This is a genomic window from Rheinheimera marina (genome assembly GCF_042654345.1).
Lineage (GTDB): Bacteria > Pseudomonadota > Gammaproteobacteria > Enterobacterales > Alteromonadaceae > Pararheinheimera > Pararheinheimera marina.
This window is the reverse complement of sequence record NZ_JBHSGB010000010.1, coordinates 224,456-249,554: the sequence shown is the minus strand read 5'-3', so window position 1 is coordinate 249,554 and position 25,099 is coordinate 224,456. Positions and strand designations below refer to the sequence as shown.

25 protein-coding genes are annotated in these 25,099 nt (G+C 52.4%); 11 read left to right on the top strand and 14 right to left on the bottom strand.

Translation table 11 applies throughout. The annotated features are described in order from the left end of the window. Window positions 1-162: 162 nt before the first annotated feature. Entirely contained in the window at window positions 163-648 is a 486-nt protein-coding gene (gene rraA / locus ACFO3I_RS10830; protein WP_377334004.1) for a ribonuclease E activity regulator RraA, read from the top strand. Between the two features lie 5 nt (window positions 649-653). Continuing rightward, window positions 654-1,700, top strand: a complete 1,047-nt coding sequence (locus tag ACFO3I_RS10825; protein WP_377334003.1) for a formimidoylglutamase — start codon at window positions 654-656, stop codon at window positions 1,698-1,700. Here the strand turns inward: ACFO3I_RS10825 and ACFO3I_RS10820 are convergent. Then, a complete protein-coding gene (locus ACFO3I_RS10820; protein ID WP_377334002.1) occupies window positions 1,694-3,208 on the bottom strand; it encodes a putative bifunctional diguanylate cyclase/phosphodiesterase in 1,515 nt (504 codons plus the stop codon). The two genes, ACFO3I_RS10825 and ACFO3I_RS10820, sit on opposite strands and share 7 nt — an antisense overlap. A gap of 55 nt (window positions 3,209-3,263) precedes the next feature. Further along, complete coding sequence (gene hutI / locus ACFO3I_RS10815) at window positions 3,264-4,493, bottom strand: imidazolonepropionase (RefSeq protein WP_377334001.1); 1,230 nt, start codon at window positions 4,491-4,493, stop codon at window positions 3,264-3,266. Window positions 4,494-4,604: 111 nt separating this feature from the next. On the opposite strand from hutI, the gene hutC reads away from it, so the two are divergent. Then, window positions 4,605-5,336 carry a histidine utilization repressor gene (gene hutC / locus ACFO3I_RS10810; protein WP_377334000.1) on the top strand — a complete coding sequence of 244 codons (732 nt, stop codon included), beginning with the start codon at window positions 4,605-4,607 and terminating at the stop codon, window positions 5,334-5,336. Window positions 5,337-5,565: 229 nt separating this feature from the next. Next, the gene (locus tag ACFO3I_RS10805) at window positions 5,566-7,593 is read left to right on the top strand and encodes a methyl-accepting chemotaxis protein (RefSeq protein WP_377333999.1); all 2,028 of its coding nucleotides are present in this window, start codon (window positions 5,566-5,568) and stop codon (window positions 7,591-7,593) included. Between the two features lie 177 nt (window positions 7,594-7,770). Here the strand turns inward: ACFO3I_RS10805 and ACFO3I_RS10800 are convergent, their stop codons facing one another. The 6 genes from ACFO3I_RS10800 to ACFO3I_RS10775 all read right to left on the bottom strand — a co-directional run bounded on the left by ACFO3I_RS10800 (window position 7,771) and on the right by ACFO3I_RS10775 (window position 12,706). After that, complete coding sequence (locus tag ACFO3I_RS10800) at window positions 7,771-8,388, bottom strand: restriction endonuclease (RefSeq protein WP_377333998.1); 618 nt, start codon at window positions 8,386-8,388, stop codon at window positions 7,771-7,773. Between the two features lie 99 nt (window positions 8,389-8,487). Beyond that, the gene (locus tag ACFO3I_RS10795) at window positions 8,488-9,387 is read right to left on the bottom strand and encodes a bifunctional GNAT family N-acetyltransferase/hotdog fold thioesterase (protein ID WP_377333997.1); all 900 of its coding nucleotides are present in this window, start codon (window positions 9,385-9,387) and stop codon (window positions 8,488-8,490) included. A gap of 9 nt (window positions 9,388-9,396) precedes the next feature. Beyond that, window positions 9,397-9,834, bottom strand: coding sequence for a D-aminoacyl-tRNA deacylase (gene dtd, locus ACFO3I_RS10790; protein WP_377333996.1), 438 nt, complete (start codon window positions 9,832-9,834; stop codon window positions 9,397-9,399). Further along, a complete protein-coding gene (gene pip / locus ACFO3I_RS10785) occupies window positions 9,835-10,788 on the bottom strand; it encodes a prolyl aminopeptidase (protein WP_377333995.1) in 954 nt (317 codons plus the stop codon). Continuing rightward, the gene (locus ACFO3I_RS10780) at window positions 10,769-11,665 is read right to left on the bottom strand and encodes a virulence factor BrkB family protein (RefSeq protein WP_377333994.1); all 897 of its coding nucleotides are present in this window, start codon (window positions 11,663-11,665) and stop codon (window positions 10,769-10,771) included. Before ACFO3I_RS10780 ends, pip begins: the two co-directional genes overlap by 20 nt. Window positions 11,666-11,668: 3 nt before the next feature. Next, a complete protein-coding gene (locus ACFO3I_RS10775) occupies window positions 11,669-12,706 on the bottom strand; it encodes an FAD:protein FMN transferase (protein WP_377333993.1) in 1,038 nt (345 codons plus the stop codon). Between the two features lie 185 nt (window positions 12,707-12,891). Here ACFO3I_RS10775 and ACFO3I_RS10770 point away from each other — a divergent pair, with 185 nt between their 5' ends. Beyond that, window positions 12,892-14,946, top strand: coding sequence for a S9 family peptidase (locus ACFO3I_RS10770; RefSeq protein ID WP_377333992.1), 2,055 nt, complete (start codon window positions 12,892-12,894; stop codon window positions 14,944-14,946). A gap of 67 nt (window positions 14,947-15,013) precedes the next feature. On the opposite strand, the gene ACFO3I_RS10765 is transcribed toward ACFO3I_RS10770, so the two are convergent. The 3 genes from ACFO3I_RS10765 to ACFO3I_RS10755 all read right to left on the bottom strand — a co-directional run bounded on the left by ACFO3I_RS10765 (window position 15,014) and on the right by ACFO3I_RS10755 (window position 17,928). After that, window positions 15,014-15,742 carry a hypothetical protein gene (locus tag ACFO3I_RS10765; RefSeq protein ID WP_377333991.1) on the bottom strand — a complete coding sequence of 243 codons (729 nt, stop codon included), beginning with the start codon at window positions 15,740-15,742 and terminating at the stop codon, window positions 15,014-15,016. 218 nt (window positions 15,743-15,960) lie between these two features. Further along, window positions 15,961-17,595: a chaperonin GroEL gene (gene groL, locus ACFO3I_RS10760; protein WP_377333990.1), complete on the bottom strand. Its 1,635-nt coding sequence runs from the start codon at window positions 17,593-17,595 to the stop codon at window positions 15,961-15,963. A gap of 42 nt (window positions 17,596-17,637) precedes the next feature. Beyond that, window positions 17,638-17,928 carry a co-chaperone GroES gene (locus tag ACFO3I_RS10755; RefSeq protein WP_377333989.1) on the bottom strand — a complete coding sequence of 97 codons (291 nt, stop codon included), beginning with the start codon at window positions 17,926-17,928 and terminating at the stop codon, window positions 17,638-17,640. Window positions 17,929-18,150: 222 nt separating this feature from the next. On the opposite strand from ACFO3I_RS10755, the gene cutA reads away from it, so the two are divergent. The 6 genes from cutA (at window position 18,151) to prmA (ending at window position 23,757) form a co-directional block, all read left to right on the top strand. Continuing rightward, complete coding sequence (gene cutA / locus ACFO3I_RS10750; protein WP_377333988.1) at window positions 18,151-18,465, top strand: divalent-cation tolerance protein CutA; 315 nt, start codon at window positions 18,151-18,153, stop codon at window positions 18,463-18,465. Further along, the gene (locus ACFO3I_RS10745; protein WP_377333987.1) at window positions 18,458-20,230 is read left to right on the top strand and encodes a protein-disulfide reductase DsbD; all 1,773 of its coding nucleotides are present in this window, start codon (window positions 18,458-18,460) and stop codon (window positions 20,228-20,230) included. Before cutA ends, ACFO3I_RS10745 begins: the two co-directional genes overlap by 8 nt. 253 nt (window positions 20,231-20,483) lie before the next feature. Continuing rightward, window positions 20,484-20,942 (top strand): type II 3-dehydroquinate dehydratase, encoded by a 459-nt coding sequence (gene aroQ, locus ACFO3I_RS10740; RefSeq protein WP_377333986.1) that lies wholly within the window; start codon window positions 20,484-20,486, stop codon window positions 20,940-20,942. 30 nt (window positions 20,943-20,972) lie between these two features. Next, entirely contained in the window at window positions 20,973-21,422 is a 450-nt protein-coding gene (gene accB / locus ACFO3I_RS10735) for an acetyl-CoA carboxylase biotin carboxyl carrier protein (protein WP_377333985.1), read from the top strand. A 14-nt stretch (window positions 21,423-21,436) separates the two neighbouring features. Continuing rightward, on the top strand, window positions 21,437-22,780 hold the full coding sequence (gene accC / locus ACFO3I_RS10730; RefSeq protein ID WP_377333984.1) for an acetyl-CoA carboxylase biotin carboxylase subunit: 1,344 nt from the start codon (window positions 21,437-21,439) through the stop codon (window positions 22,778-22,780). 98 nt (window positions 22,781-22,878) lie between these two features. Continuing rightward, complete coding sequence (gene prmA / locus ACFO3I_RS10725; protein ID WP_377333983.1) at window positions 22,879-23,757, top strand: 50S ribosomal protein L11 methyltransferase; 879 nt, start codon at window positions 22,879-22,881, stop codon at window positions 23,755-23,757. Between the two features lie 46 nt (window positions 23,758-23,803). Here prmA and ACFO3I_RS10720 read toward each other — a convergent pair whose 3' ends face one another. The 3 genes from ACFO3I_RS10720 to ACFO3I_RS10710 all read right to left on the bottom strand — a co-directional run bounded on the left by ACFO3I_RS10720 (window position 23,804) and on the right by ACFO3I_RS10710 (window position 24,967). After that, a complete protein-coding gene (locus ACFO3I_RS10720; protein ID WP_377333982.1) occupies window positions 23,804-24,010 on the bottom strand; it encodes a PspC domain-containing protein in 207 nt (68 codons plus the stop codon). A 549-nt stretch (window positions 24,011-24,559) separates the two neighbouring features. Then, window positions 24,560-24,685, bottom strand: coding sequence for a hypothetical protein (locus ACFO3I_RS10715; RefSeq protein ID WP_377333981.1), 126 nt, complete (start codon window positions 24,683-24,685; stop codon window positions 24,560-24,562). A 3-nt stretch (window positions 24,686-24,688) separates the two neighbouring features. Next, window positions 24,689-24,967: a hypothetical protein gene (locus ACFO3I_RS10710; RefSeq protein WP_377333980.1), complete on the bottom strand. Its 279-nt coding sequence runs from the start codon at window positions 24,965-24,967 to the stop codon at window positions 24,689-24,691. Window positions 24,968-25,099 lie beyond the last annotated feature (132 nt).

Here is a 25,099-nt window from a genome sequence, read left to right as displayed (position 1 = left end):
AATCCAGCCGATGAATTTTCACCTTAGCACCGCCAAGGCTGCATAACAACTGCGGCCGGATTGGAAAATTCAGAATGAGAGCAAAACCAGAATCCGCTTGAGCTTAGCCGCGATAAAGTTATACTCTTTTTTTGATCAAAGACTTATCTAACGGAGCCCGCCATGGAATACAACACCTCAGAATTATGTGACTTGTACGCCGATATGATTGATGTGGTGGAACCGATTTTTGCCAACTACGGCGGACGTCGTTCTTTTGGTGGCCAAATCCTCACCGTGAAGTGTTTTGAAGACAATGGTCTGGTGCGTAAGGTACTGGCGGAACCAGGCGTCGGCAAAGTGCTGCTGGTCGATGGCGGTGGCTCAGCCCGTCGTGCGCTGATTGATGCCGAACTGGCGTCACTGGCGGCCACCAAAGGTTGGGAAGGTATTGTCTGTTATGGTAGTGTGCGCGATGTCGATACGCTGGAAGATTTCGATATTGGTATTCAGGCGGTGAACGCCATTCCGGTCGGCGCTGACGATCAGGGCTTTGGTGAAACTGAGGTTCCTGTCAATTTTGGCGGTGTCACCTTTTTGCCAGGTGACCATTTGTATGCGGACAGCACAGGCGTGATCCTGTCACCTGAACCTTTGGATCTGGAATAAACATCTTGCTTCCATTCACTTTTTATCAGGCCGCCGATTTGGCGGCCTTTCAACAACTGCGTGCCGGCGAACAACGTATAGGTGAAGCCTTGTTCTGGCCTGAGCCACACCTGGACCTGACCCAACGCTTGCAACAGGCCAAAGCCGCCGGGGTACGTATTGTGCTGCTGGGCGTGCCGGAAGATATTGGCCCACGTGCGAATTTGGGCCTGGGCGGCGCCACTCAGGGCTGGACCGCTTTTGTCCGCAAGTTTATTAACCTGCAAGCCAACCGCTTTCTGGACGCCAGTCAGTTGATGCTGCTGGGTGAACTGGACTGTGCCGATTTGCAGCAACAAAGCCAGTCACTGGACCCGACAGACCCAGTGCAACTGCAGCAACTGCGCCAGTTATGTGCGCAGTTGGACCAGCGGCTTGAACCTGTGCTACGGGCTATCTTCGAGACAAAACTGCGGCCTGTCGTGATAGGCGGTGGCCATAACAACGCACTGCCGTTACTGGCCGCGCTCAGCCAAAGCCGTCAGCAGGCCGTCAATGCGATTAACCTGGACCCGCATGCTGATTTTCGTCTGCAGGAAGGCCGCCACAGTGGCAATGGATTTAGTTATGCCAAAGCCCAGGGCTACTTGCAGCACTATCTGGTGATGGGGTTACACGAGCTGAAGAACTCGGCAGCCGCGCTTGCCAGTATTGCCGCCGAAGGGGTGGATGTGCTGAGTTACCAGCAGCTGTTTGTGCGACAGCAAGCCGACTGGCCAGCTTTGTTGCAGCAATGGCAGGCGAAACATCCTGGGCCTTTTGGTATTGAGCTGGACACTGACGCCATTACCGGCATGCCGGTCAGTGCCTATAACAGCTGTGGTGTGTCGGTGCAGCAGGCCGAACATTTTGTCTACCTGCTGGCCAGCTCATCTGACAGTCAGTACCTGCATTTGGCTGAAGCGGCCCCTGAGCGGCACCCGGCAGGCGTAGCAGCCGGAATGAACGACGCGGGCCAGATCCTGACTGCATTGGTCTGTGCTTTTGTGATGGCAAAACAGCAACGTCAGTAATTGGCTTTGCTGTAACCCCACTGCTGCATCCAGGGCACAAAGGTGTCCAGCGCAAAAGGTTTGGCATACAAATAGCCCTGGCCACGGCTGCAGCCCATTGCCAGCAGCTTTTGCTCCACTTCCTGCTGCTCTATCCCTTCAGCCACCACGGTAAACTGCAGGTTTTTCGCAATGTCGATAATAGCGCCGGTAATGGCGCTGTGGGTGTCAGAGCGGTGCAGGTCAAACACAAAGGAACAGTCCACTTTCACCTGTTGGATCGGCAGTTCGCGCAGATACGCCAAAGACGAAAAGCCTGTGCCAAAGTCGTCCAGCGCCAGCTCAATGCCAAGCTGAGACAGATGATGTAAGGTACGCAGCGCCAATTCAGGCTCGGCCACCAGGGCGCTTTCTTTCAGCTCCAGAATAAGCAGGCTGGCAGGCACCTGATACTTTTTCAGCAGTAATTCGACGGTATCGACCAGTTCGTCCTGCAGCAGATCTTTGCTCGACAGGTTGACGGCGATTTGGCAATGCAATTGTTGTTGCTGAAGCTGCGCCAGTAACTGCACTGCCCTTTCCAGCACCCAGCGGGTTAGCGGATAAATCACGCCCATTTGTTCGGCCAGCGGTAAAAACTGGTCGGGCCCCAATAAGCCACGTCGTGGGTGATGCCAGCGGATCAACACTTCGCCCGCCAGCACTTTGTGGTCAGTCAGGCTCAGCTGCGGCTGAATATGCAGTTTCAGTTGCTGCGCGTCGATGGCCTGTTGCAGTTCGGCCATCAGGCTGAGTTTGTCCTGATCGTATTGGGTCAGTTCAGGTTGATACACCAGGCTGTGGCTATGACCAAACTGGCGGTGTTGCAGCACCAGCAGCGCTTTGTCAAGCAGTTCGTTCAGTTGCTCACCGTGGTCCGGGTACAGCGCAATACCACTGATCAGTTGGTAATCGATGGCACAGCCATGGATCAGCAGCGACTGAGGTAACTGGTACTCCAGTTTATGCGCCAGCTGCTCTGCACCATGCTGTTTTTCGGAGGCGTCCAGCCAGAGCGCGAAATAAATGCCGCCCAGATGCGCCACCTTACTGTCGCCGCCGACCAAGGTAGCTTGCTCTTCTTGCGCCAGCCGTTGTTGCAAACGCTGGGCAATTTGCACCAGCAATAAGTCGGCGTTTTGCGCGCCTATCGCCTGATTAACCCGGTCGAAATGCTGGACCTTGCACACCAGTAAGGCGGCTTTTTTTCCTCGATGCTGTTTGGCCCAGCGCTTCACCACCTGGGTTAGCCGGGCTTTATTAGGTAAACCACTGAGCTCGTCATGCAATGCGTCTGAGGTTTCAGGCCGTGCCTGCATCCCTTTCGGCTGCTGGGACTTGGCCTTACGAAGCAGCCATAGGCTCCAGAGTAGCGCCAGCGCCAATACAGCACTAAGCCACCAGCCAAGCTGCTGTGGCAGATCCTGTTGGGCCAATGCAGGTGCCGACCAAAGCGATACCAGAGTAACAGCCATAAAAATACGTCGCACAGCCACCCCTTATAAGACGCTAACTTCTTAATCCTACTTTAGATTTTACTATTGTCTAGACAGTTAAAGGCAGTACCCGGCCATCTTTCACCAGCTGGCGCAGTGGATCCACCCCAAACTGGTAACAGAGCTCTGCCGGCTGGCTGATCGCATAGAGACCAAAATCTGCTTTTTGCCCCACCGCCAGCTGGCCCCGATCGGACAAGCCCAATGCCGCCGCCGCGTGACGGGTCACCCCAAGCAAGGCTTCTTCCGGCGTCAGACGGAATAAGGTGCAGGCCATATTCAGCATTAACGGCAAGTTGCAGAAGGGTGATGTTCCCGGGTTTAAATCGGTCGAGATAGCGATAGGCACGCCATGCTGGCGCAGCAAGGCAACCGGAGGTAACTGGGTTTCACGCAGGAAGTAATAAGCACCAGGCAACAACACCGCGACTGTACCCGCCGCTGCCATAGCGCTGACATCCTGTTCGGTGAGGAATTCAATATGGTCAGCCGACAGGCCACTGAATTCGGCGACCAGCTTGCTGCCGCCCAGGCTGGACAACTGCTCGGCATGGGCTTTGACCGGCAAGCCAAGGCGGTTGGCTTTCTCGAACAACAAACGGCTTTGCGCCACCGAAAAACCAATGCCTTCGCAAAACACATCCACCGCATCCACCAGCCCTTGGGCCGCCAGCTCTGGCAGCATCTGATCAACGACCAGTGCCATATAGTCGTCCGCCCGGCCCTGGTATTCCGCAGGCACCGCATGAGCACCAAGGAAAGTTTTTTGAATATCTATCGGGTGCAGCCTGCCCAGCTCAGCCGCCACTTCAAGAATTTTCTGCTCTGTGGCCAGGTCCAGCCCGTAACCGGACTTAATTTCGACTGTAGTAACGCCCTGACGCAGCAGCGTATTGAGGCGGTTTTTCGCCAACACAAATAACTCTTCATGGCTGGCCGCTCGGGTGGCCGCCACTGTGGATTTAATTCCGCCGCCTGCCTCAGCAATTTGCTGGTAGCTGGCGCCATTGAGCCGCATTTCAAATTCATTGGCGCGGCTACCGGCATAAATCAGGTGGGTGTGACAGTCAATCAGGCCCGGCAGCAGCCACTGACCCTGTCCGTCGTATAACGGCGTGCTGAGCAGGTCAGTTGCTGGCAAGTCGGCCTTTGGACCTAACCAGGCAATACGACCCTCTTTGACCGCCAGCACACCATCCGCGATAGTGCCGTACGGCTGGCCATTGTCGGTCATGGTCGCCAGTTGCACATTGATCCACAGTGCATCAAACACCTGCATAATCACCCCAATTAAAAAGCTGTGTTGTTGCGCTTAATTCTAACCGAACAACTTGTCTATACAAGAGATAGCTTCTAGAGTAAGGCGAAATTGAGTGCAGCAGGTGTCCTAATGGCTAATCCGGGTTCCCACAGAAAATTTGCCACCATTAAAGATTTTATTCTGGCTCAGGTGGAAAGTGCCGCCTGGCCCGAGCATAGCCGTATTCCGTCGGAAAATGAGCTGGCCAGTCAGTTTGCTGTCAGCCGGATGACTGCGCGGCGGGCACTGCAGGAACTGACCGAACAAGGCGTGTTGTACCGTACTCAGGGCGTCGGCAGTTTTGTCGCCTCGCCCAAGTCACAGTCGTCCTTACTGGAGATCCGCAATATTGCCGACGACATTAGCCGCCGTGGCCATTTTCACAGTGCAGAACTGGTGCAGCTGACCAGCCTGCCTTGCCCGGCGGTGGTCGCCTCTGCACTGGGTATGCTGCGTAACCAGCCGGTGTTTTTTTCGCTGATTGTGCATTACGACAACCAGACGCCATTGCAGCTGGAAGCCCGCTATGTGAACCCGGCGATGATCCCCGAGTACCTGGCACAGGATTTTCGTTACCAGACGCCACACGAATACCTGAGTGCGGTGTCCCCTCTAACCGATGCCGAACACCTGATTGAAGCGGTATTGCCGGATGAACTGTGCCAGAAGCACCTGAAGATCCCGCCGTCAGAACCTTGCCTGCGTCTGACCCGCCGAACCTTCAGCCGCGGCGGAGCCGTCAGTTTTGCTTATCTGACATCAGCAGGCAGTCGTTACCGTTTAGGTGGCCAGCTGAATGTGACGCCCAAAAAAACCGACTGATTTTCCTGTTGAAGCACCAAACTGGTGCTTTGACTGGAGCGGGCAGGCCAAACTTTAGCCAATTGTGTTAATTGGCCGCCCGAACGCTGCACTTTATCGCAACTTTAAGCCATCAGCGCTGCTCCAATCTGGCTAGACCAGTTCTAAAAACTCTGTTAGTGTCCAAGCGTTGTTATCGTCTGCGACATATTCTAAAACTAATAACAAGAACAGAAGTTGAGAACGATTTATGAAACTCAGGGTGGCTCACAAGATTTATCTGGGCTTTGGCTTTATTGCCTTGCTGTTACTGATTGCCAGTTTGTCGTCGTTGTGGAGTTTTGCTGTGGTCAGCAGCTCCAGCAGCCAGATCAATGAAACCGCCGTGCCGGTGCAACAGCAGAGCAATAAAGCTCAAATTCAGTTGCTGCGCTTAGCCAAACTATCTGCCATGGGCTTTACCGTTGAAAAAGCTGACGAAATTAAAGCCATTCAAACCGATTTCACCAAAACCGCGGAAAGCTACCAACAGCTGATCGATACGCTCACGCAACTGGTCCAGCAGGATGTGCAGTTGAAAAGCCAGCTGAGCTCCGCCACTGCGCATTACCAGAACTACCAACAAGCGGTCGCTGCGTTATTCAGTGCCCGCCTGGCTGCCCTTGAGCAGGGTGAGCAGGCCCAGGCCGAATTAAAAGAACTGGAACAGCTGATCGATACCGCTGGCGCTACTCTGGTGGATTTGTCCTTTCTGGAAGTACCGGGCAAAGCGGCCCAGGTGGAGCTGATCGCAGGAGCCGCCAGCCGGGTGGATGGTCAGATGTTACAACTGCTGCAAACGGTGCGGGAAACCGCGACTTACACCACGGCAGAACAACTGGCCAGCAGCCAGGAGAACCTCAGTTTTACGTTCAGTGATATGCAGGGCAACCTGGATTACATTGCCAACCTGATCCCGCAGGTGAAAGCCGGTGATTTATGGCAAGATTTTCTCAGCCAGCTGGAGGACACCAAAGCCCGCATTAACGCCACACCGAACCTGGTCAGTATCAAACAGCAACAAGCGGTGCAGTTACTGCAGGCCCGCCAGCAGTTTACCCAATCGGAGCAGGACGTACGGGAAGCCATTGCCGCGCTGGACCAGCTGATTTTGGGAGCGGAACAGCAATTTAACAGCCTGCAGCAGGACCTGTCCTCTTCGGTTAACTCTGGCACAGTGCGCACTATTTTAATGATGGTGGTGCTGGTGGGCCTGGCGCTGGCCGCTGCTTACCTGACCATCAAAGCGATGATCCAGCCCCTATCTGGCATCAACAAAGTGCTGGCCGATATTGCGTCTGGCAATTTGAGCCGCGAGCTGGATATTCGCTCACAGGACGAGTTTGGCGAGTTGTCGGCCAATGTGAACCGGCTGACCAGCGCTTTACGGGTACTGATTGAGCAAATTCAACAGGGCGTGCTGGAGCTGAACCATAGCGCTCACCGCTCCAGTGAAGAAATTACTGCCATTCACCAGGCATTGAGCACCCAGAACCAGCAAGTAGCGACCGTGAACCAGATCACTGTGCAGCTGGCCGGCCAGACCGAACAAATCGCTTCACAAGCCGATCAAGCCCAACAACAGATGCAGCAAGCGCTGACCCAAAGCCAGGCCATTGACCGGATTTCAGCCATGAATAACCAGGCGGTAATCCAACTGGCAGGCCAGCTGGACCAAACCAGTCAACTGATGCAGCAGGTCAACAGCCAGTCCAATAATATTGGCGGCATTTTGCAGACTATCCGGGGCATTGCGGAACAAACCAATTTACTGGCGCTCAATGCCGCCATTGAAGCCGCCCGGGCCGGTGAGCAAGGCCGGGGTTTTGCCGTGGTGGCCGACGAAGTCCGTTCCCTGGCCGTACGCAGTCAGCAGGCCACGGATGAAATTCGTGACATGATTAGCCAGTTGCAGCACCAAAGTGTGGAAGCCGTCAGCTCTGTGGAAAAAGGCCAGCAGGATGCCAACCTCTGTGTCAGCCAGAATGAGCTGCTGATGCAGGCGTTGCAGGAGATTAATCAGGCGATCAACAGCATGCACCAGATCAGTGACCATATTGCCACGACCAGTTCGAAACAACGGCAGTTGGGTCAGGCGATAGAGCAACGAATGCATAGCATGGTGGAACTGGCAGAACAGAGTACGACACGGGCGACCAGCACGCTGGAGCAAAGCCAGCAGGTGGCTACGGCGGCTGACCGGCTGGAAGCTTCGGTACAACACTTCAGTTTGCACTAAACCTATTCCCAATTCGCCACACTTTACCTGCCAACAAAAAAACGGCCAGAGTAATTCTGGCCAGGCAGGAAGTGTGTCATCCTTTATCTTTGTGTATTCCGTTAATCAGATTGGTAACTACCTGAACATCATCATATTTTTAGTCTAAAAAAACATGACGAAAGCCTTACTTCGCCGTTATATCAGCGCTAGCTGGCCGCTTTGCTCCGTGCTCAGGTACCTTTTCAATTTTTGATGGTCAAACAATTCGATGCCGGCTTCATTGGCAAACAGCCGCACCTGACTGTTAATGCGCTGGCAGCTGACAATCAGGCCACGCTGACAATTTTGCATCAGCATTTGCTGAAACACCGAACGCACCAGCGACACCGTCAGCGGTTCTTCCGCATCTTGCTGGATATACACCAGCAGCGCCTGATGGCGGTTACGGACCAGATAATGCGAGTCATGCCGCTCCAGGGAATCCATATCCCGTTGCAGGTGCTCCAACAATAAATCCGTACTGTATTTGTACTGCTGCTGCGACCGTGCCCCTTTGCCTTCATTCAGCCAGGCCATTGGGTTCAGCAAATCTTCCTGCCGCTCCAGTTCAAGAAACGCCAGTACGTTGAACACCAACGCCATTAAGAACATCACGACAAAGGTCCAGAGCAGTAAGTTGGACCAAAAGCTGCTGAGTACCCAGTCCTGATAACCGGATAACACCGAATACTCAGAAAACATCAGGTAACCTGCGCCGGCGAGAATACCGACACCTGTTGCAATACAGGAGCAAATCAGCCACTTGTTGTTCATCACCAACTCTCCTCAAAAAACGAGGTCTAAGTCTGGCTTTGGCAAGGGCTGATTACCTGATCAACTGTTGATAAAGGATTAATAAGGCGGTGTTTCTGCTTAATTGTTAGGCAACACCGCAAACTGGCCATGAAACTCTGCGGCCAGCACTGCGTCTGACCAGAGCTCAACTTTGACTGGAATGCGCACCTTCCTGCCCTGACCCAGCGCCGACCAATCGGCCTGATGCAGATAGCGGTAACAACGGGCTGTGGCGTTGCCAGTCACAGGTTTGAGGTAACGGATTTGCGCGTCGGCCAACACAATGTTGCCTTGCAACCCGGCTTCACGCAGCAGCAACCAGACCATACCCCAGCCTGTCAGAGTGGCGGTGGTGTAAATACTGCCGGCAAACATGGTGTGATGCAGATTGATATTAGGAGCCAACGGCGACTGGGTTTCCAGCAGCCATGGGGTCAGCTGCGAAATGCTTAACTGCATATAGTCAGACAACGGAATGGTCTGATGCCAGGTTTGTTGCAATTCAGCCTGCAACGCGCTGTGTTGCTCTGGAGCAAACTGGAAACTTAAGCTTTTGCCGTACCTGTCATGCGCAATGCCAAATAAGGCCTTGGCTGGCTCCAGGTACTGGTAACCCAATTTGCGGTAAAAACCGGCCGCGCTTTCTCTGGCATTGAGCACCAATTGCTGTATCTGCCACTGCAGTGCCTGCTGCTCCAGTTGTTGCAGCACCAAGGCACCTAACCCATGGCCCTGCCAGTCCGCAGACACTGCCATATAACGCACTTGGGCCTGCTGCTCATTGAGTTTGTGCACGCGCCCCACAGCCACCACTTCCCCTTGATCTGTCCAGGCGGCGGCATGAAAAGACTGCTGTTCCAGTTCGTCCTGCTCCGAACCTTTGGGTTGTTGCCAGGGGGCACGCAGGACCTGCCAGCGCAATTGGTAATAGGCTTGCCATTCAGCAGGAGTTTGTGGAGAGCGTAATTGCCATTTCATCAACTCACCTCAGCTTTGCAGTAAAAAGGTGACAGGGCCGTCATTGGTCAGACTGACCTGCATATCGGCAGCAAACTGACCGGTTTGTACTTCCATCCCCTGGCTACGGCAGTACTCAACAAACTGCAGGTACAGGCTGTTAGCCAGCTCAGGCTGCGCCGCCGGCGTAAAGCTGGGTCGCAAGCCTGACTGGGTATCGGCCGCCAGGGTGAACTGCGACACCACCAGCAAGGCACCACCTGCCTGCTGTACATTTAAATTCATTTTGCCGTTTTCGTCAGAAAACATTCTGTATTTCAGTACTTTATCGGCCAGCTTTTTCAGCTGAGCTTCGCTGTCTTGCTGCTCTACACCAAGCAGTACCAATAAACCAACCCCAATTTGCCCAACGATCTGGCCCGACACTTCCACTTTCGCCTGCCGGACCCGCTGCAATAACGCTTTCATTTAGTCTCCCAACTGCTGTGCCATCCGCACCGATGCCTGATACAAAGCAGCGGCAATGCCAGGCTCTGACGCCGAATGCCCGGCATCTTCCACCCAAACCAGCTCAGCGGCAGGCCAATGTTGTGCCAGTTGCCAGGCATTTTCCGCTTTACACACCATGTCGTAGCGGCCATGCACTAAAATGCAGGGCAAATGTGCAATAGCACCGACGCCCTGCAACAACTGGTTTGGCTTTAAAAAGCTCTGGTGCATAAAGTAATGGTTTTCAAGCAGTGCCAGCGCCAGAGCGGCGTCTTCTTCCTGCTCACCGGCAAAGGCCGCCGGATGAGTGCGCAGGCTGGCAATTCTCGACTCCCATAAACTCCAGGCTAAGGCCGCATCCAGCCGGACCCGCGGCTGGTCCGAATGCAGCAACTGGTGATACGCCGTCACCGGGTCAGGGATCTCAGCGTTTTCAATCTGCCGATAAAAATCGCGATAAAAATCCGGAAACACCTGAGACGCACCACCATCTGGCCCATAAAGCCATTCAATATCTTCATCCCTGCCAAGAAAAATGCCACGCAGAATAAAGCCAAGGCAACGCGAAGGGTGGGCCTGACCATAGGCCAGCGCTAAGGTACTGCCCCAGGACCCACCACAGACCAGCCAGCGTTCAATACCCAGCGCTTCACGGATCAGCTCCATGTCGGCCACCAGGTGCTGGGTGTCGTTATTGGTCAGACTGTACAGAGGTTTTGACTGGCCACAGCCACGCTGGTCAAACAAAATAATGCGGTAACGACGGGCATCGAACAGGCTACGATGAAACGGCGAGCTACCGCCGCCAGGGCCACCATGGCAATACACTACCGGAATACCGTCCTGCGCCCCGCTTTGTTCCAGGTACAGCTGATGGCCGTCCGCAGTAGGTAACCACTGCACTGAATAAGGTTCAGGAATTTTCGCACTCATTGACCGCACCTTCCCGTTGTTGCTGTTGTTCCGACGAATTCAAAGGGTAAAGCTGCTGCAGCAAGGCGGTAAACTCGACGCCTGCCAGCACCAGCAACCAGACCAGGTAAACCCATAAAAACAGAATAGGCACCAACGCCAAAGCACCATAAATGGTCTGGTACGACGGAAAATAGGTAATGTACAAGGCAAAGCCTTTTTTCAGTAGTTCAAACAGCAGACTGGCCAACACAGCACCACCCAACGCATGGCGGTATTTCACTTTGGTATTTGGCACCAGTAAATACAGCAGATAAAAAGCGGCAACCGAAAAGAAAAACGGCGTGAGTGCCAGCAGCAGGCTGCTCAGGCCCGGCGTGTAGTCCTCAGCATAGGCCGACAAGGTCAGCAGATAGGACGACACGGCAATGGAGGCTCCCAATAAAATAGGGCCAAAGGTCAGCAACATCCAATAAATGGAAAACGAGATAATCAGCCGCGGCCGCTTTTCAATACGCCAGATTTTATTGATGGTTTTGTCGATATTGTGGATCAGCATCAGCGCCACCACCACCAGAGCACCAATGCCCACAGCAGTCATCCGGCCTATGTTTTCGACAAAACCGGCAATATAAAGCCGCAGTTCATCGCCTTTGGACGGCACCACATTGGCATAAATAAAGGCTTCCAGCTCACCTCGCCATTCAGTAAACATCGGGAAAGCTCCCATCACCGAAAACATCACGGCAATCAGCGGCACCAGCGATAACAACGAGATATAGGCCAGATACCCAGCCACCACATTAATTTGGTCTTGCTGGCAGCGCTGCAGATACAAAGTAAGTACGCGTTTGCTGGTTTCCAGATGCTGTTGCCAAAGCGGCTCGGCTGACGTCATTGGTTACTCCACAAAACTGAATGTCTTTTTGGATGCCAGAGCTTCGGTCAGCGCCCGGCTCGGTTTTTCGACAAAATCGTTCCCTTGCTGGTCAATAAACAGCACCGGCAGTTTTAATTTGTTGGCCAATGGCAGGCCTTGTTCACTGCCCAAACATAAAAAAGCAGTGGACCAGGCATCGGCCCAGCTGGCGTCTGGGATCAGAATGGTGGTGGATACCGTATGGTGCGTGACTGGGGCACCGCTGCGGCCATCCAGCACATGGCTGTAGCGTACTCCGGCATCATCATAAAAATGCCGGTAGGTACCTGAGGTCATAATGGCAAGCGGTTCCGCTTGCTTGACCTCGATAATTTTCTGCAAGCTTTGCGAATCTGGCAGCGGTTTTTCTATCGCAATGCGCCAGGGTTTCTGGCCAGGTTTATGGCCACGGCTGATCAGCTCGCCACCCACTTCGACCAGGTAATTTTCGACACCAGCTTGCTCCAGCAGTTTAGCCAGTTGCGCCACTGTGTAGCCCTGGGCAATAGACGACAGATCAATTCTCAACTCTGGTTGCAGTTTCGCCAGCTGATGTGTATTGACAGTCTGTACTTTATCCAACCCGACCAAAGCTTTGGTTGCCCTGATTTGTTCAGCGGTTGGGATTGTCAGTTTGTCACCACGAAAACCCCAGAGCTCAAACAAGGGTTTAATGGTCAGATCGTAACAGCCCTGACTCTGTGCCGACACCTCGCGGGCTATCTGCACCAGCTGCACCAGCTCGGGCCCAACCTCTTTGGTGGCGGTACTTTGTTGCGTGTTAAAGGCTTCAATGACAGAGTCTTTTCTGTAGTTCGACATCAACAGGTCGATACGGTCCAGCTCCTGCTTTAATTGCTGCTCCAACACGGTATTGTCGGCCTGCTTATCCGACCAATAGCTGACCATAAAGGTGGAACCTTGCGCCGGACCCGAGATACGCTGAATGGGATCCGGCTCAGAACAGCCGGCCAGCAGTATCAGCAACACAGTAAAACAACTTAGTCGATTCAATAACATAGCATCAGAACTGACAAAAACAGGATGGGGCCAGTGTAATTTATCAGTCCGCTAAAATCCAGCCGAAGCCCAGGCCAAACACCGGATTAGCCGCCTGTAGCGGGGAGCTGGTCGCTGTGCTTATGGGCAAATGCCCCACTCTGAGTTAGGGTAAGCAGGATTATAAAAATACCGAGGTTTCTTCTATGCAACACCCTGTTTTGTTCCGTCATGCCCTGCTGGGGTTAAGCCTGCTTGCGGCTTTGCCTCAAGCCGCTGTCGCCAGCAGCTCCAACTACTTTGAGTCTGAAGATATTTTTGCGCTGGAGTATGCGGCGGATCCTCAGGTTTCGCCGGACGGCCGTTATGTGGTTTATGTACGCAACAGCAATGACATTATGACCGACGGCACCCATAGCAGTCTGTGGCTGATTGATGTCAAAACAGGTGCACAAACGCCTCTGTTTGCCGACCAGTTTAACTATGGCCAACCACGCTGGTCAGACGATAGCGCGCGCATTGCCTTTATTTCTGACCGCAGTGGTTCGCGCCAAATCCATGTGCATTACCTGAAAGAAAATAAAACGGCGCTGGTCAGCCAGTTACAGAAAAGCCCGGGCAACCTGAGCTGGTCGCCTGACGGCAAACAGCTGGCTTTTACCATGAGTGTGCCAGCCGCACCGACCGCGCTGGTCAAAAGTGCCAAGCTGCCGAAAAAGCCTGAAGGTGCCAAATGGTCCCCCGCCTTTAAGGTGATTGAACGCGCCAATTACCAGGCCGACGGCGCTGGCATTCTGAAATCCGAATACCGGCATTTATTTGTGGTGCCTGCCATTGGCGGCAAAGAGCGTCAGCTGACCGAGGGTGAATTCAACTATGGCGCAGACCTGACCTGGACACCAGACAGTCAGGCGCTGGTGTTTAGCGCCAACCTGAATAACGACTGGGAATACCAGCCACGTGACAGTGATTTACATCAAATCAACCTGCAGACCGGCGTGCTGACCAGCCTGACCTCGATGCCTGGTCAGGAAAGTGCAGCGGTATTCTCTCCAGATGGTAAAAAGCTGGCCTTTGTCTGGGGTAACAACGAGAAAGTACCTTACACCAATGGCAAACTAAAAGTAATGGACCTGAAAAGCGGCAAAGTGACCGACCTTCAGGCCGGGCTGGACCGCGACATTGAAAACCCGCAATGGCTGGGTAACGACGAGCTCGTGGTACAGTATGACGACAAAGGTAAGCGCACGCTGGCCAAAGTCAGCCTGTCGGGCAAGCTGAACCAGCTTACTGACGAATTGTCCGGTGCCGGTTTGCCGCAGCCTTATTTAAGTGGCGAGTACAGTCTGAACAACGAAGTCATCGCCTTTACGCGCGGCACCGCACAACGCCCTGCTGACGTTGCCCTGCTGGTGAATGGGAAGACCCGGGTGCTGACCGACCTGAACGAAGACCTGCTGGGTCATAAAAAGCTTGGTCAGGTGCATGAAATTAACTACAAATCGTCCTTTGACGGTGAGCCGATCCAGGGCTGGTACATTACCCCGCCAGACTTTGACCCAAGTAAAAAGTACCCGCTGCTGCTGGAAATTCACGGTGGCCCGCACTTAGCTTATGGCCCACATTTCAGTGCCGAGATGCAGCGTTTTGCCAAAGAAGGTTATGTGGTGTTTTACGATAACCACAGAGGCAGCACCTCCTATGGTGAGCGTTTTGCCATGTTATTAAACGGCAAATACAGCTCAAAAGAGGATTACGCTGACCACGACTCTGGCGTAAACGCAATGATTGAACTGGGTTTTGTCGACCCGGATAACCTGTTTATTGCCGGTGGTTCTGCCGGTGGTATCGCGTCCGCTTATGCCGTTGGTTTGACCGATCGTTACAAAGCCGCAGTGGTAGCCAAACCTATTATTAACTGGCTGAGTAAAGTGCTGACCGGTGATTCCTACCTGTACCAGACTTACCATCAGTTCCCTGGCGCGCCATGGGAAAATGTCGAGCATTACTGGCAGCGTTCGCCGTTATCTCTGGTCGGCAATGTGAAAACCCCGGTGATGCTGATGACTGGTGAAGAAGACAGACGCACGCCTATCAGTGAATCAGAACAGTTTTATCAGGCACTGAAGCTGCGGAAAATTGACACTGTCATGGTACGCATCCCTGGATCGCCTCACGGTATTTCCAACAAACCAAGCCGGATGATCGGCAAAGTGGAATACAGCCTGGCCTGGTTCGCCAAGTACCGCACTCAAGACTAACAGCGATTATTACCAGGAAAAAGCCCGGTATCCACCGGGCTTTTTTAATGATGCACCACTCAAAGCTTTAACACTGAGTCGCTGGCATCATAAAAGAACCTAACAGCTGCTGCTGTTGATGAATTTCCACCACACAGAGCTGGCTTGGCAATAACTCGTCGCTGAGTTTCAGCTGCTTCACCGCTTTGCCTGCTACTTTAAGTTCCACCTGCTCGGCTTTCATTGCTGCATTCAGCGTGGTGACCAGGCAAGGGTTGTTCACCATCCGCTGGTTCAGCGCCAGGTCTAAATCTGCCACACCGGCGACCCGGCTGAGATCTTTATTTAAACGAATGCGTAAGTCCGGCGTTTGCGGGTTAATAAAACCAGCAAACTCCATGTCAAACACCAATACATCCGGAAACGCCAGATTGGCCTGTTCAGACTGGTCAAATTCATACTGATAACGGTAGTTGTCGCCAAGCCGTGCCGCTTTTTTCAGCCGGTGCTGTTGCGGAAACAACTGATGCTCAAAACGGCTTAACCAGTCCGGACCATAAACCCAATGGTAAAGCGCCGACTGCCGATCGCTGGCGGCCTGCTCCTGCCAGTAGTGTTGCCAGAGTTGTTGCTTTTCAGCATCCAGTAACACCGACAACGCGGTGTCGTCCGGGCAGGTGCTGATTGACGTGGGCTTAAAAGGTTTCGCCACTTTCAGCGCATACGACAAGGCATTGCCTTCTGCATTGGCCTGACCGGTTTCTTCTGCCATCAGCACTGCACTGCACAACAGCAGAGGGAGCAAAAAAATTCGCATCAATAAGTATCCAGCCTGTGGTTAGGGTTGGGGTTAGACAGGCAGCCAGCCAAAAGGTGCCGTCTGTCCGGATATCGTCAGAGGGGCGGCAGTGTAGCAAAAACACCGCGCCGGGCCTAATTCTGCGTTTCTCAGGCTGTACCGCAGCTGAAGCAGCGTCTTAAAAAAACAAAACCCGGCACATGGCCGGGTTTTATAAAGCGCGTAAACAGCAGGGCTTACATCATGCCCATGCCGCCCATGCCACCCATATCTGGGGCAGCTGGCGCATCTTTCTTCGGTAACTCAGTCACCATTGCTTCGGTAGTGATCATCAGAGAACCGACTGAAGCAGCGAACTGCAGCGCAGAACGGGTGACTTTGGTTGGGTCCAGAATACCCATCTCCACCATATCGCCGTAAGTGCCGTTGGCTGCGTTGTAACCGTAGTTACCTTCGCCGCCTTTCACAGAGTTCACGACAACTGATGGCTCTTCACCAGCGTTATCAACGATTTGACGCAGTGGCGCTTCCATCGCGCGCAGCGCAATTTTGATACCGTGCGTTTGGTCTTCGTTAGCACCAGTCAGGCCAGCGATCTTCGCAGCCACGCGAACCAGCGCTACACCACCGCCAGGCACCACGCCTTCTTCAACGGCAGCACGGGTCGCGTGCAGCGCGTCTTCAACGCGGTGTTTCTTCTCTTTCATTTCGATTTCAGTGGCTGCGCCTACTTTAATTACGGCCACACCGCCAGCCAGTTTGGCCAGACGCTCTTGCAGCTTTTCTTTGTCGTAATCTGAAGTGGCTTCTTCCACTTGCTGACGGATTTGTTTGATACGACCGTCAATAGCGTCTTGCTCACCAGCACCATCGATAATGGTGGTGTTGTCTTTAGTCACTACTACACGTTTGGCAGTACCTAAGTCTTCCAGTGTGGCCTTTTCCAGGTCCAGACCGATTTCTTCAGAAATCACCACACCACCTGTCAGTACAGCAATGTCCTGCAGCATGGCTTTACGGCGGTCACCGAAACCAGGAGCTTTCACGCCTGTCACTTTAACGATACCGCGCATGTTGTTCACAACTAAAGTCGCTAAGGCTTCGCTTTCGATGTCTTCAGCGATGATCAGCAGTGGCTTGCCAGATTTAGCCACGCCTTCCAGTACTGGTAACAGTTCACGGATATTGCTGACTTTCTTGTCTACAGTCAGGATGAATGGGTTGTCCAGTTCAACCTGGCCCGCTTCCTGATTGTTGATGAAGTACGGAGACAGGTAACCGCGGTCAAACTGCATACCTTCAACCACAGCCAGCTCGTTCGCCAGGCCCTGGCCTTCTTCAACAGTGATCACGCCTTCTTTGCCCACTTTGTCCATGGCGCTGGCAATGATTTCACCAATTTCAGTGTCAGAGTTGGCAGAGATAGTGCCCACCTGAGCCACTGACTTGCTGTCTGCACACGGCTGAGACAGTTTCTTTAACTCTTCAACAGCGGCAACAACAGCTTTGTCGATACCACGTTTCAGGTCCATCGGGTTCATACCAGCAGCAACAGCTTTGACACCCTCGTTGATGATGCTTTGCGCCAGTACTGTGGCCGTAGTGGTACCGTCACCGGCTTCGTCGTTGGCTTTAGAAGCAACTTCTTTTACCATCTGCGCGCCCATGTTTTCGAACTTGTCGTCCAGCTCGATTTCTTTGGCTACGGACACACCGTCTTTGGTGATCAGCGGAGCGCCGAATGATTTGTCCAGAATTACGTTACGGCCTTTCGGGCCTAAGGTAACGCGAACGGCGTTCGCCAGAATGTTCACGCCTTTTAACATCTTATTACGGGCGTCATCGCCAAAACGTACGTCTTTTGCTGCCATGATTACTAATCCTCAAATTTGGTTTTCAGACTGGAAATTCAGTTATTCAGTGATAATGCCCAGGATGTTGTCTTCTTTGGTGATGACATATTCCTGACCGTCGATTTTTTCTGAGCGTTCTACATAAGCGCCGAAAATTACTTTGTCGCCTACTTTGACGTCGAGGGCTTTCACTGTACCGTTTTCCAGAATACGGCCGTTACCTACTGCAACCACTTCGCCACGGGTCGACTTTTCAGCAGAAGCGCCAGTCAGCACAATGCCACCAGCGGATTTGCTTTCAGCTTCCAGACGCTTGATGATCACGCGATCGTGTAATGGACGAATGTTCATGCTTTTTTATCTCCTAAAAGCGAGTTTGTTTATAAATTAGCTGACGCTAAAAATTGGTTATTGGCTATATGGGGCAAAGCCCTTACATTCCCAAGGGCTGTTGCTTGAAAAAAATGTCGGCATTGCTCTGATTGCACATTTTTCGAGCATCCTGCACGCTGCGTTGCAATAAAAAGTCGCCAGCCAGGGTCTGTTAATGCAAATCCATCTGAGGACCACCTGATGTTACTTATTCTGTGCAACTGCCCTACCGCAGCATTGGCTGAACAGATCAGTCACCAGTTACTGCAGCGTCGATTAATCGCCTGTGCCAATCTGTTGCCGTCAGTGCGCTCCATTTATAGCTGGCAAGGTAAGATAGAACAGGCTGAAGAAGTGCCTCTGCTGCTAAAAATCCGGCAACAAGATTATACCGAGGTGGAGCAAGCCATTCTGGCCTTGCATCCATACCAGGTACCGGAGATCATCGCTTTACCTGTAGAATCGGCACTAACGTCGTATCAGAATTGGCTGTATGAGGTAACTCAACGTGATTAAGCATCTGTTTTTTGTCTTTCTTTTGAGCTGTTCCTGGCTGAGCCATGCTCAGGCGCAACCAGGTGGAGTGCTGGCTCAGCTAACTCAACAACCGCAGTTTTTACCTGTTGAACAAGCCTTTGTGGCCGATTTTCGTCAGGACGGCAATCAGCTGAAACTCAGCTTCACCATTGCCGATGGGTACTACCTGTACAAAGACAAATTTAAGTTTGCCGGCGTCGATTTAAGTTTCTCTCATCCACAGTTCCCACAGGGCCGGATTATTACCGATGAGTACTATGGCGAATCGGAGGTGTATTTTCATCAGGTCATTCTTGAGTTTCCGCTCAGCCAGGTCGGCCCGGACGGCCTGCTTAAAGTGCGCTATCAGGGCTGTGCGGAAGCCGGTCTTTGTTACCCGGTGCAGACCCTGGAAATTCCGCTGACCGCAACCACTGCGGCCACCACAGCGCCAGCTCAGGCGACAAGCCCGGCGGCAACAGAGGCCCCAGTGTCTGAACAACTACAGCTGCTGGGTCAATTGCAGGGCGATAACCTGCTGACCACGCTGGCGCTGTTTTTCCTGTTGGGCTTGGGTCTTGCCTTTACGCCTTGTGTGTTTCCGATGTACCCCATTCTGACCAGCATTATTGTCGGTCAGGGCCAGCAGCTCAGCGGCAAACGGGCCTTTAGCCTGTCGATGGCTTATGTGCAGGGCATGGCGATCAGCTACTCATTGCTTGGTTTGTTGGTGGCCAGCTTGGGCCTGCAATTTCAGACTTACTTTCAGCACCCCGTGGTGTTAGTGGCAATCAGTGTGCTGTTTGTTGCTTTAGCGCTGTCGATGTTTGGCGTGTTTAACCTGAGCCTGCCGGAGCGCTGGCTCAGCAAAGTGAATCAACTGTCGAATAAGCAGCAAGGGGGCAGCCTGAAAGGGGCTGTAGTAATGGGCGTATTGTCCGGCCTGGTCGCCTCGCCTTGCACCACAGCACCACTGACCGCGGCACTGCTGTATGTGGCGCAATCTGGCAATCTGGCACTTGGCGCGTTGACGCTGTACATCCTGAGTATGGGCATGGGCTTACCTTTATTAGTGCTGGGCAGTACTGGCGGTAAATTCTTACCTAAAGCCGGAGCCTGGATGAACGCCGTCAAAACCATTTTTGCGTTTTTGCTGCTGGCAGTGCCGGTCTGGCTGTTATCCCGTTTTGTGCCGTTTTCCGCCGTGGTGGTTGCGTCGAGCCTGCTGCTGTTGATGCTGGCGGTGTATCTGCATGCGTTATCCCGTCAGTTACAGCAGCCTCTGGCTCAAAGCAGCAGCTGGGTGCTGGCCCTTAGCCTGGTGCTCGGTAACGTCGGCGCAAACTTATGGTACTGGCTGCCAGCACCTGCTGTGACCGCCGCTCAGCCTGTGGCGCAAGCCGGCTTCCGGACACTGGATACGCTAGAAGAGTTGCAGCAGGCCGTCCAACAAGCATCACAGCAAGGCAAACCTGTGCTGGTGGATTTGTTTGCCGAGTGGTGTGTGGCCTGCAAAGAATTTGAACACATTACCTTTGCTGACGCTGAGGTAAAAACCCTGATGAACCAGTTTGTGCTGCTGAAAATCGACGTGACAGAAGCCAACGAGATTGATCAGCAAGTGCTGGATCATTTTCAGGTGATTGGCCTGCCTACCCTGCTGCTTTTTGACAAAAATGGCCAGGAACTGACCCAATCCCGGGTCACCGGCTTTATGGGACCTGCAGATTTTCAGCGTCATTTAACCGCAATACTGAACCAATAATCTGGGTGTTGGTCTGAAGCAAAGTCAGTTCTGTACTGGCTTTGCGCTCTTTTAGCTGCCATCGTCCAAAACCAGCCAAAAAAGTTCCGCTCTGCTGATAAGACCAGTATTTTGCTGCCATTTGCAACGATTTCACTATAATAAGGCGCAAAACTGCAGGACCACCCGGTCACTGCTTAAAAAAGATGCAATTGTACAGCTACTCTGGCAGGATAAACTGCACAATAAGAATTTTTGGGGAACTTCGCGTATTATGGCGTCAAAATTAAAGATTTTGCTGCTCAATGGCCCAAATTTGAACATGCTCGGAAAACGTGAGCCTCAGATCTATGGTTCCCAGACTCTGGCCCAGATTGTCAGCCAACTGACAGAACAGGCTGCCAGCGTCAATGTCGAGTTGTGCCACCTGCAATCCAATGCCGAGCATGAGCTGATCGATGCAATTCACCAGGCGATGGGCGAGCAGGATTACATTCTGATCAACCCGGGCGCTTTCACTCATACCAGTATTGCACTTCGTGATGCGCTGCTCAGTGTCGCTATCCCTTTTATTGAAGTGCATTTGTCCAATGTACATGCCCGCGAAGCCTTCCGGGCGCATTCGTATTTATCCGATATAGCCAAAGGGGTGATCTGTGGTTTTGGCGCCATGGGTTACCAGTTTGCTTTGCAAGCAGCTGTATCGCAGTTATCAACAAAATCAACCATTTAACTATCCACTACTATTACAGGCACTCATGTCATGGATATCAGAAAAATTAAAAAATTGATCGAACTGCTGGAAGAATCAGGTATTAACGAACTGGAAATCACCGAAGGTGAAGAGTCCGTTCGTATCAGCCGCAACGGCCCTGTGCAGCAGTACGCTCCGGTTCAATATGCTGCAGCTCCTGCCCCTGTTGCAGCCCCTGTAGCCGCCGCTGCAGCCCCGGCTGAAGCAGCAAAACCAGCCATCACTGGTTATCAGATGCGTTCACCTATGGTCGGTACCTTCTACCGCGCCGCTTCTCCAACAGCCAAATCTTTTGTGGAAGTAGGCCAGAGCGTCAAAGTCGGCGATACCCTGTGTATCGTTGAAGCAATGAAAATGATGAACCAGATCCAGGCTGACAAAGCGGGAACTGTGACGCAAATCCTGGTCGAAAACGGCGAGCCGGTTGAGTTTGACCAGCCACTGTTCGTGATCGAATAACAGAAGGCAGTCTCATGCTAGAAAAAGTCCTGATCGCCAACCGGGGAGAAATAGCGCTGCGTATCTTACGCGCCTGTAAAGAACTCGGTATTAAAACGGTGGCGGTGCATTCGACTGTCGATCGCAACCTGAAACACGTGTTGCTGGCCGACGAAACCATTTGCATCGGCCCAGCACCTTCACCACAAAGTTACCTGAACATTCCGGCATTGATTGCTGCCGCAGAAGTGACCAACGCCCAAGCGATTCACCCAGGCTACGGCTTTCTGGCAGAGCGTGCAGACTTCGCGCAACAAGTGGAAGAAAGTGGCCTGATTTTTATCGGCCCACGCCCTGAATCCATCAGCCTGATGGGTGACAAGGTATCTGCCATTGAAGCGATGAAGAAAGCTGGTGTGCCTTGTGTACCAGGTTCAGACGGTGCAGTTGGTGACGACCCGGAAACCAACAAAACCATTGCGAAGCGCATTGGCTACCCGATCATTGTCAAAGCCGCGGGTGGCGGTGGTGGCCGTGGTATGCGGGTGGTGCGTGCCGAAGAAGAGCTGGTGTCGTCTATTGAGATGACCAAGGCAGAAGCCAAAGCCGCATTCGGCAATGACATGGTGTATATGGAGAAATTCCTGGAAAACCCACGTCACATCGAAATTCAGGTACTGGCCGATGGCCAGGGCAATGCGATCCACTTAGGTGAACGTGACTGTTCTATGCAACGTCGCCACCAGAAAGTGGTGGAAGAAGCGCCGGCTCCGGGTATTACCCAACAGCAACGTGACTTTATCGGTGGCCGTTGTGTGCAGGCCTGTATTGATCTGAATTACCGCGGTGCGGGTACCTTCGAGTTCCTGTATGAAAACGGCGAGTTCTACTTCATTGAAATGAACACCCGTATTCAGGTTGAACACCCGGTGACAGAAATGATCACTGGTGTGGATCTGATCAAAGAGCAACTGCGTGTTGCTGCCGGCGAGAAACTGCGTTTAAAACAAAGTGATGTAGTGATCCGCGGCGCCGCAGTGGAATGCCGGATCAACGCTGAAGATGCCAAGACCTTTATCCCGTCGCCTGGCACCATCACCCGCTTCCACCCACCAGGTGGCAACGGTGTGCGTTGGGATTCACACATCTACGCCGATTACACAGTACCGCCGAACTACGATTCAATGGTCGGCAAGCTGATCACCTACGGTGAGAACCGTGACATTGCGTTAGCCCGCATGCGCAACGCACTGAGCGAGCTGGTGGTCGGTGGTATCAAGACCAATATCGAGCTGCATAAGCTGATTATGAACGACGAGAATTTCAATAAAGGTGGCACCAATATCCACTATTTAGAACATAAACTCGGCCTGAAGTAATAGGGCACACAGGGGGCAGAGCAGAATTAAAATATGCTCTGCCTCCTTTTTTATTGCTACAATTCTCCCCCTGCTTTTACCGCTGAACGAGTTTTTGTATGCCTTGGATCCAACTTCGTGTGCACAGCACAGAAAAACAAGCTGAACAGGTCAGCGACATGCTGATGAGCTGGGGAGCCCAGGCCGTCAGTTTTGTTGACGCTGCAGACACCCCGATTTACGAACCTATGCCTGGTGAAGTGCTGTACTGGACCAATACGGTTGTAGTGGGTCTGTTTGACGCTGAACACCCGATGCCCAAAGTGATCCGCCAGCTGGAACAAGCCGCCATTTTTAAACAAGGTGTGCAGTACAAACTGGAGCAGTTGGAAGACAAAGACTGGGAACGCGAATGGATGGACAACTTCCACCCGATCCAGTTTGGCAAACGGCTGTGGGTCTGCCCAAGCTGGCGTGATATTCCAGACCCGGCTGCGGTCAATGTAATGCTGGACCCGGGCCTGGCCTTTGGTACCGGCACCCACCCGACAACAGCGCTTTGTATGGAATGGCTGGACGCACAGGACTTAAGCCAGAGCACTGTGGTCGACTTTGGCTGCGGCTCCGGCATTTTAGGCATAGCCGCACTGAAGCTGGGCGCTGCCCGGGTGATTGGTATTGATATCGACCCTCAGGCCATCGAAGCCAGCAAAGCCAATGCTGAGCGCAATGGTGTTGCAGGACAAATTGAGCTGTACTTACCAAAAGACCAGCCAAGTCTGCAGGCTGATGTGGTGGTGGCAAATATTCTGGCGGGGCCTTTGGCGGAACTGAGCACTATTATCAGTGCTTATGTACGCAGCGGAGGTTTACTTGCATTATCCGGTATTCTGGAAAGCCAGGCAGAGTCAGTGATTGCTGCCTATCAGGCTGAATTCGACTTTGACCCTGTTGCGGTAAAAGAAGAATGGATCCGGCTTACAGCCCGCAAGCGTTAATGTATTTGGCAGGTGGCCACAGCCACCTGCTGTACCGCACATCATGTTAAATTACCCAGCGAGCCGGCAAAAACACCGCGGCCGCTACATAAGCTACCAGCACAGCCACTGGAAAACACAGCGCCAGCAGCACTACCAGAGCTCTGACTAACCAAACAGGTTGGTCATAATAACTGGCAAAACCAGCACAAACCCCAGCAATTTTCCTGCGTGCTTTGTTGATAAACCACGAGCCATCATTGATTGTTTTCATTTGTCTTACTCCCCGGTCCGTTGCCTGACCTTCTGGTCCAGATACCACATTACAGCTGCCAGAGCCCAGACGACCGCAATGTTAAGCATTACCAATGTCATCGTATTTGCCTGCAGTCGTTAACTTATTAACACTCGTCGTAAGCCCAAACAGCCACAACACTTAACCAAGCCATCACCACAGCGAATGCAACCATTTCCATTTTATCTCTCCTCAAGTTAGTCGGTTTAGTCATCAGTAATTTACTGATATCTATACAATTCAACTCTTGTGCCAGATCTGATAATTATTTATTTTTGTTTAATTTTAATAACTTACAAATACGTGATTCTGTGTCGGCTTTGAAAAATGCATGGCCAGATATCGAACAAAAGTAAATTTGACCACTTTTTAGTCAAAAATAAAAACGGGCTAAATTGAGTAGGTTCGGCGGACTTTGCGCGAGGAAATCGTCTTGATCAAGGCCTTTAAAGATGAAGCTTGCTGCAGAACAGAAGAGGACGTAACAGAACGTTTAGAGGAGAAGCGGCAATAAAAAACCCGGTACTGCTAAGACCGGGTTACCGAGGGAAGTTTAAGCGGATGGCTGAGCCAGTGCCACAACAAGGAGATCACTCCGACACTGGCGACTGGCAATAAAAACAGCCCTAACAACCAGACAGTAAGTATCAGCATCCATTAGTCTCCGGTTTGGTCGATAATTTTGACCACCGGCGCTTTTTCACTAACCTGCTGTTCGTTTTGCTGTGGCGTAGCAGCCGCAGTTAGCTCAGCCAGGCTTTGTTCAGCTTGCATCAATACTGAATATTTGATGTCGGTAATTTGTCTGGCAATAAAATCGGCTGTCAGTGCTTTCACGCTAAAGTCGGTGAAGGTTGCTAAATCGACTTGAGTAGCCTGAGCTGGCGCAGCCAGAGCAGAAACAGACAATACAGCAGCAGCAATTAAAGTTTTCATCATGATTCTCCATTGGGTTAAGGACAATCAGGTATTTCAATTGCTGTGCCAAACTGAAAATAATTTTAATCACTTAAAAAACAACAACTTACAAATAACTGAAAATACTGCGTACCGATAGAAAAACTGAGG

Coding starts and splice junctions, on each gene's coding strand:
- ACFO3I_RS10715 (WP_377333981.1), bottom strand. CDS start 24,685: ATGCTGATACTTACTGTCTGGTTGTTAGGGCTGTTTTTATTGCCAGTC.
- groL (WP_377333990.1), bottom strand. CDS start 17,595: ATGGCAGCAAAAGACGTACGTTTTGGCGATGACGCCCGTAATAAGATG.
- hutI (WP_377334001.1), bottom strand. CDS start 4,493: ATGCAGGTGTTTGATGCACTGTGGATCAATGTGCAACTGGCGACCATG.
- ACFO3I_RS10710 (WP_377333980.1), bottom strand. CDS start 24,967: ATGAAAACTTTAATTGCTGCTGCTGTATTGTCTGTTTCTGCTCTGGCT.
- ACFO3I_RS10765 (WP_377333991.1), bottom strand. CDS start 15,742: ATGCGAATTTTTTTGCTCCCTCTGCTGTTGTGCAGTGCAGTGCTGATG.
- accC (WP_377333984.1), top strand. CDS start 21,437: ATGCTAGAAAAAGTCCTGATCGCCAACCGGGGAGAAATAGCGCTGCGT.
- ACFO3I_RS10770 (WP_377333992.1), top strand. CDS start 12,892: ATGCAACACCCTGTTTTGTTCCGTCATGCCCTGCTGGGGTTAAGCCTG.
- ACFO3I_RS10795 (WP_377333997.1), bottom strand. CDS start 9,387: ATGAAATGGCAATTACGCTCTCCACAAACTCCTGCTGAATGGCAAGCC.
- ACFO3I_RS10755 (WP_377333989.1), bottom strand. CDS start 17,928: ATGAACATTCGTCCATTACACGATCGCGTGATCATCAAGCGTCTGGAA.
- aroQ (WP_377333986.1), top strand. CDS start 20,484: ATGGCGTCAAAATTAAAGATTTTGCTGCTCAATGGCCCAAATTTGAAC.
- ACFO3I_RS10775 (WP_377333993.1), bottom strand. CDS start 12,706: ATGTTATTGAATCGACTAAGTTGTTTTACTGTGTTGCTGATACTGCTG.
- dtd (WP_377333996.1), bottom strand. CDS start 9,834: ATGAAAGCGTTATTGCAGCGGGTCCGGCAGGCGAAAGTGGAAGTGTCG.
- rraA (WP_377334004.1), top strand. CDS start 163: ATGGAATACAACACCTCAGAATTATGTGACTTGTACGCCGATATGATT.
- prmA (WP_377333983.1), top strand. CDS start 22,879: ATGCCTTGGATCCAACTTCGTGTGCACAGCACAGAAAAACAAGCTGAA.
- ACFO3I_RS10780 (WP_377333994.1), bottom strand. CDS start 11,665: ATGACGTCAGCCGAGCCGCTTTGGCAACAGCATCTGGAAACCAGCAAA.
- hutC (WP_377334000.1), top strand. CDS start 4,605: ATGGCTAATCCGGGTTCCCACAGAAAATTTGCCACCATTAAAGATTTT.
- ACFO3I_RS10720 (WP_377333982.1), bottom strand. CDS start 24,010: ATGAAAACAATCAATGATGGCTCGTGGTTTATCAACAAAGCACGCAGG.
- ACFO3I_RS10805 (WP_377333999.1), top strand. CDS start 5,566: ATGAAACTCAGGGTGGCTCACAAGATTTATCTGGGCTTTGGCTTTATT.
- accB (WP_377333985.1), top strand. CDS start 20,973: ATGGATATCAGAAAAATTAAAAAATTGATCGAACTGCTGGAAGAATCA.
- pip (WP_377333995.1), bottom strand. CDS start 10,788: ATGAGTGCGAAAATTCCTGAACCTTATTCAGTGCAGTGGTTACCTACT.
- cutA (WP_377333988.1), top strand. CDS start 18,151: ATGTTACTTATTCTGTGCAACTGCCCTACCGCAGCATTGGCTGAACAG.
- ACFO3I_RS10800 (WP_377333998.1), bottom strand. CDS start 8,388: ATGAACAACAAGTGGCTGATTTGCTCCTGTATTGCAACAGGTGTCGGT.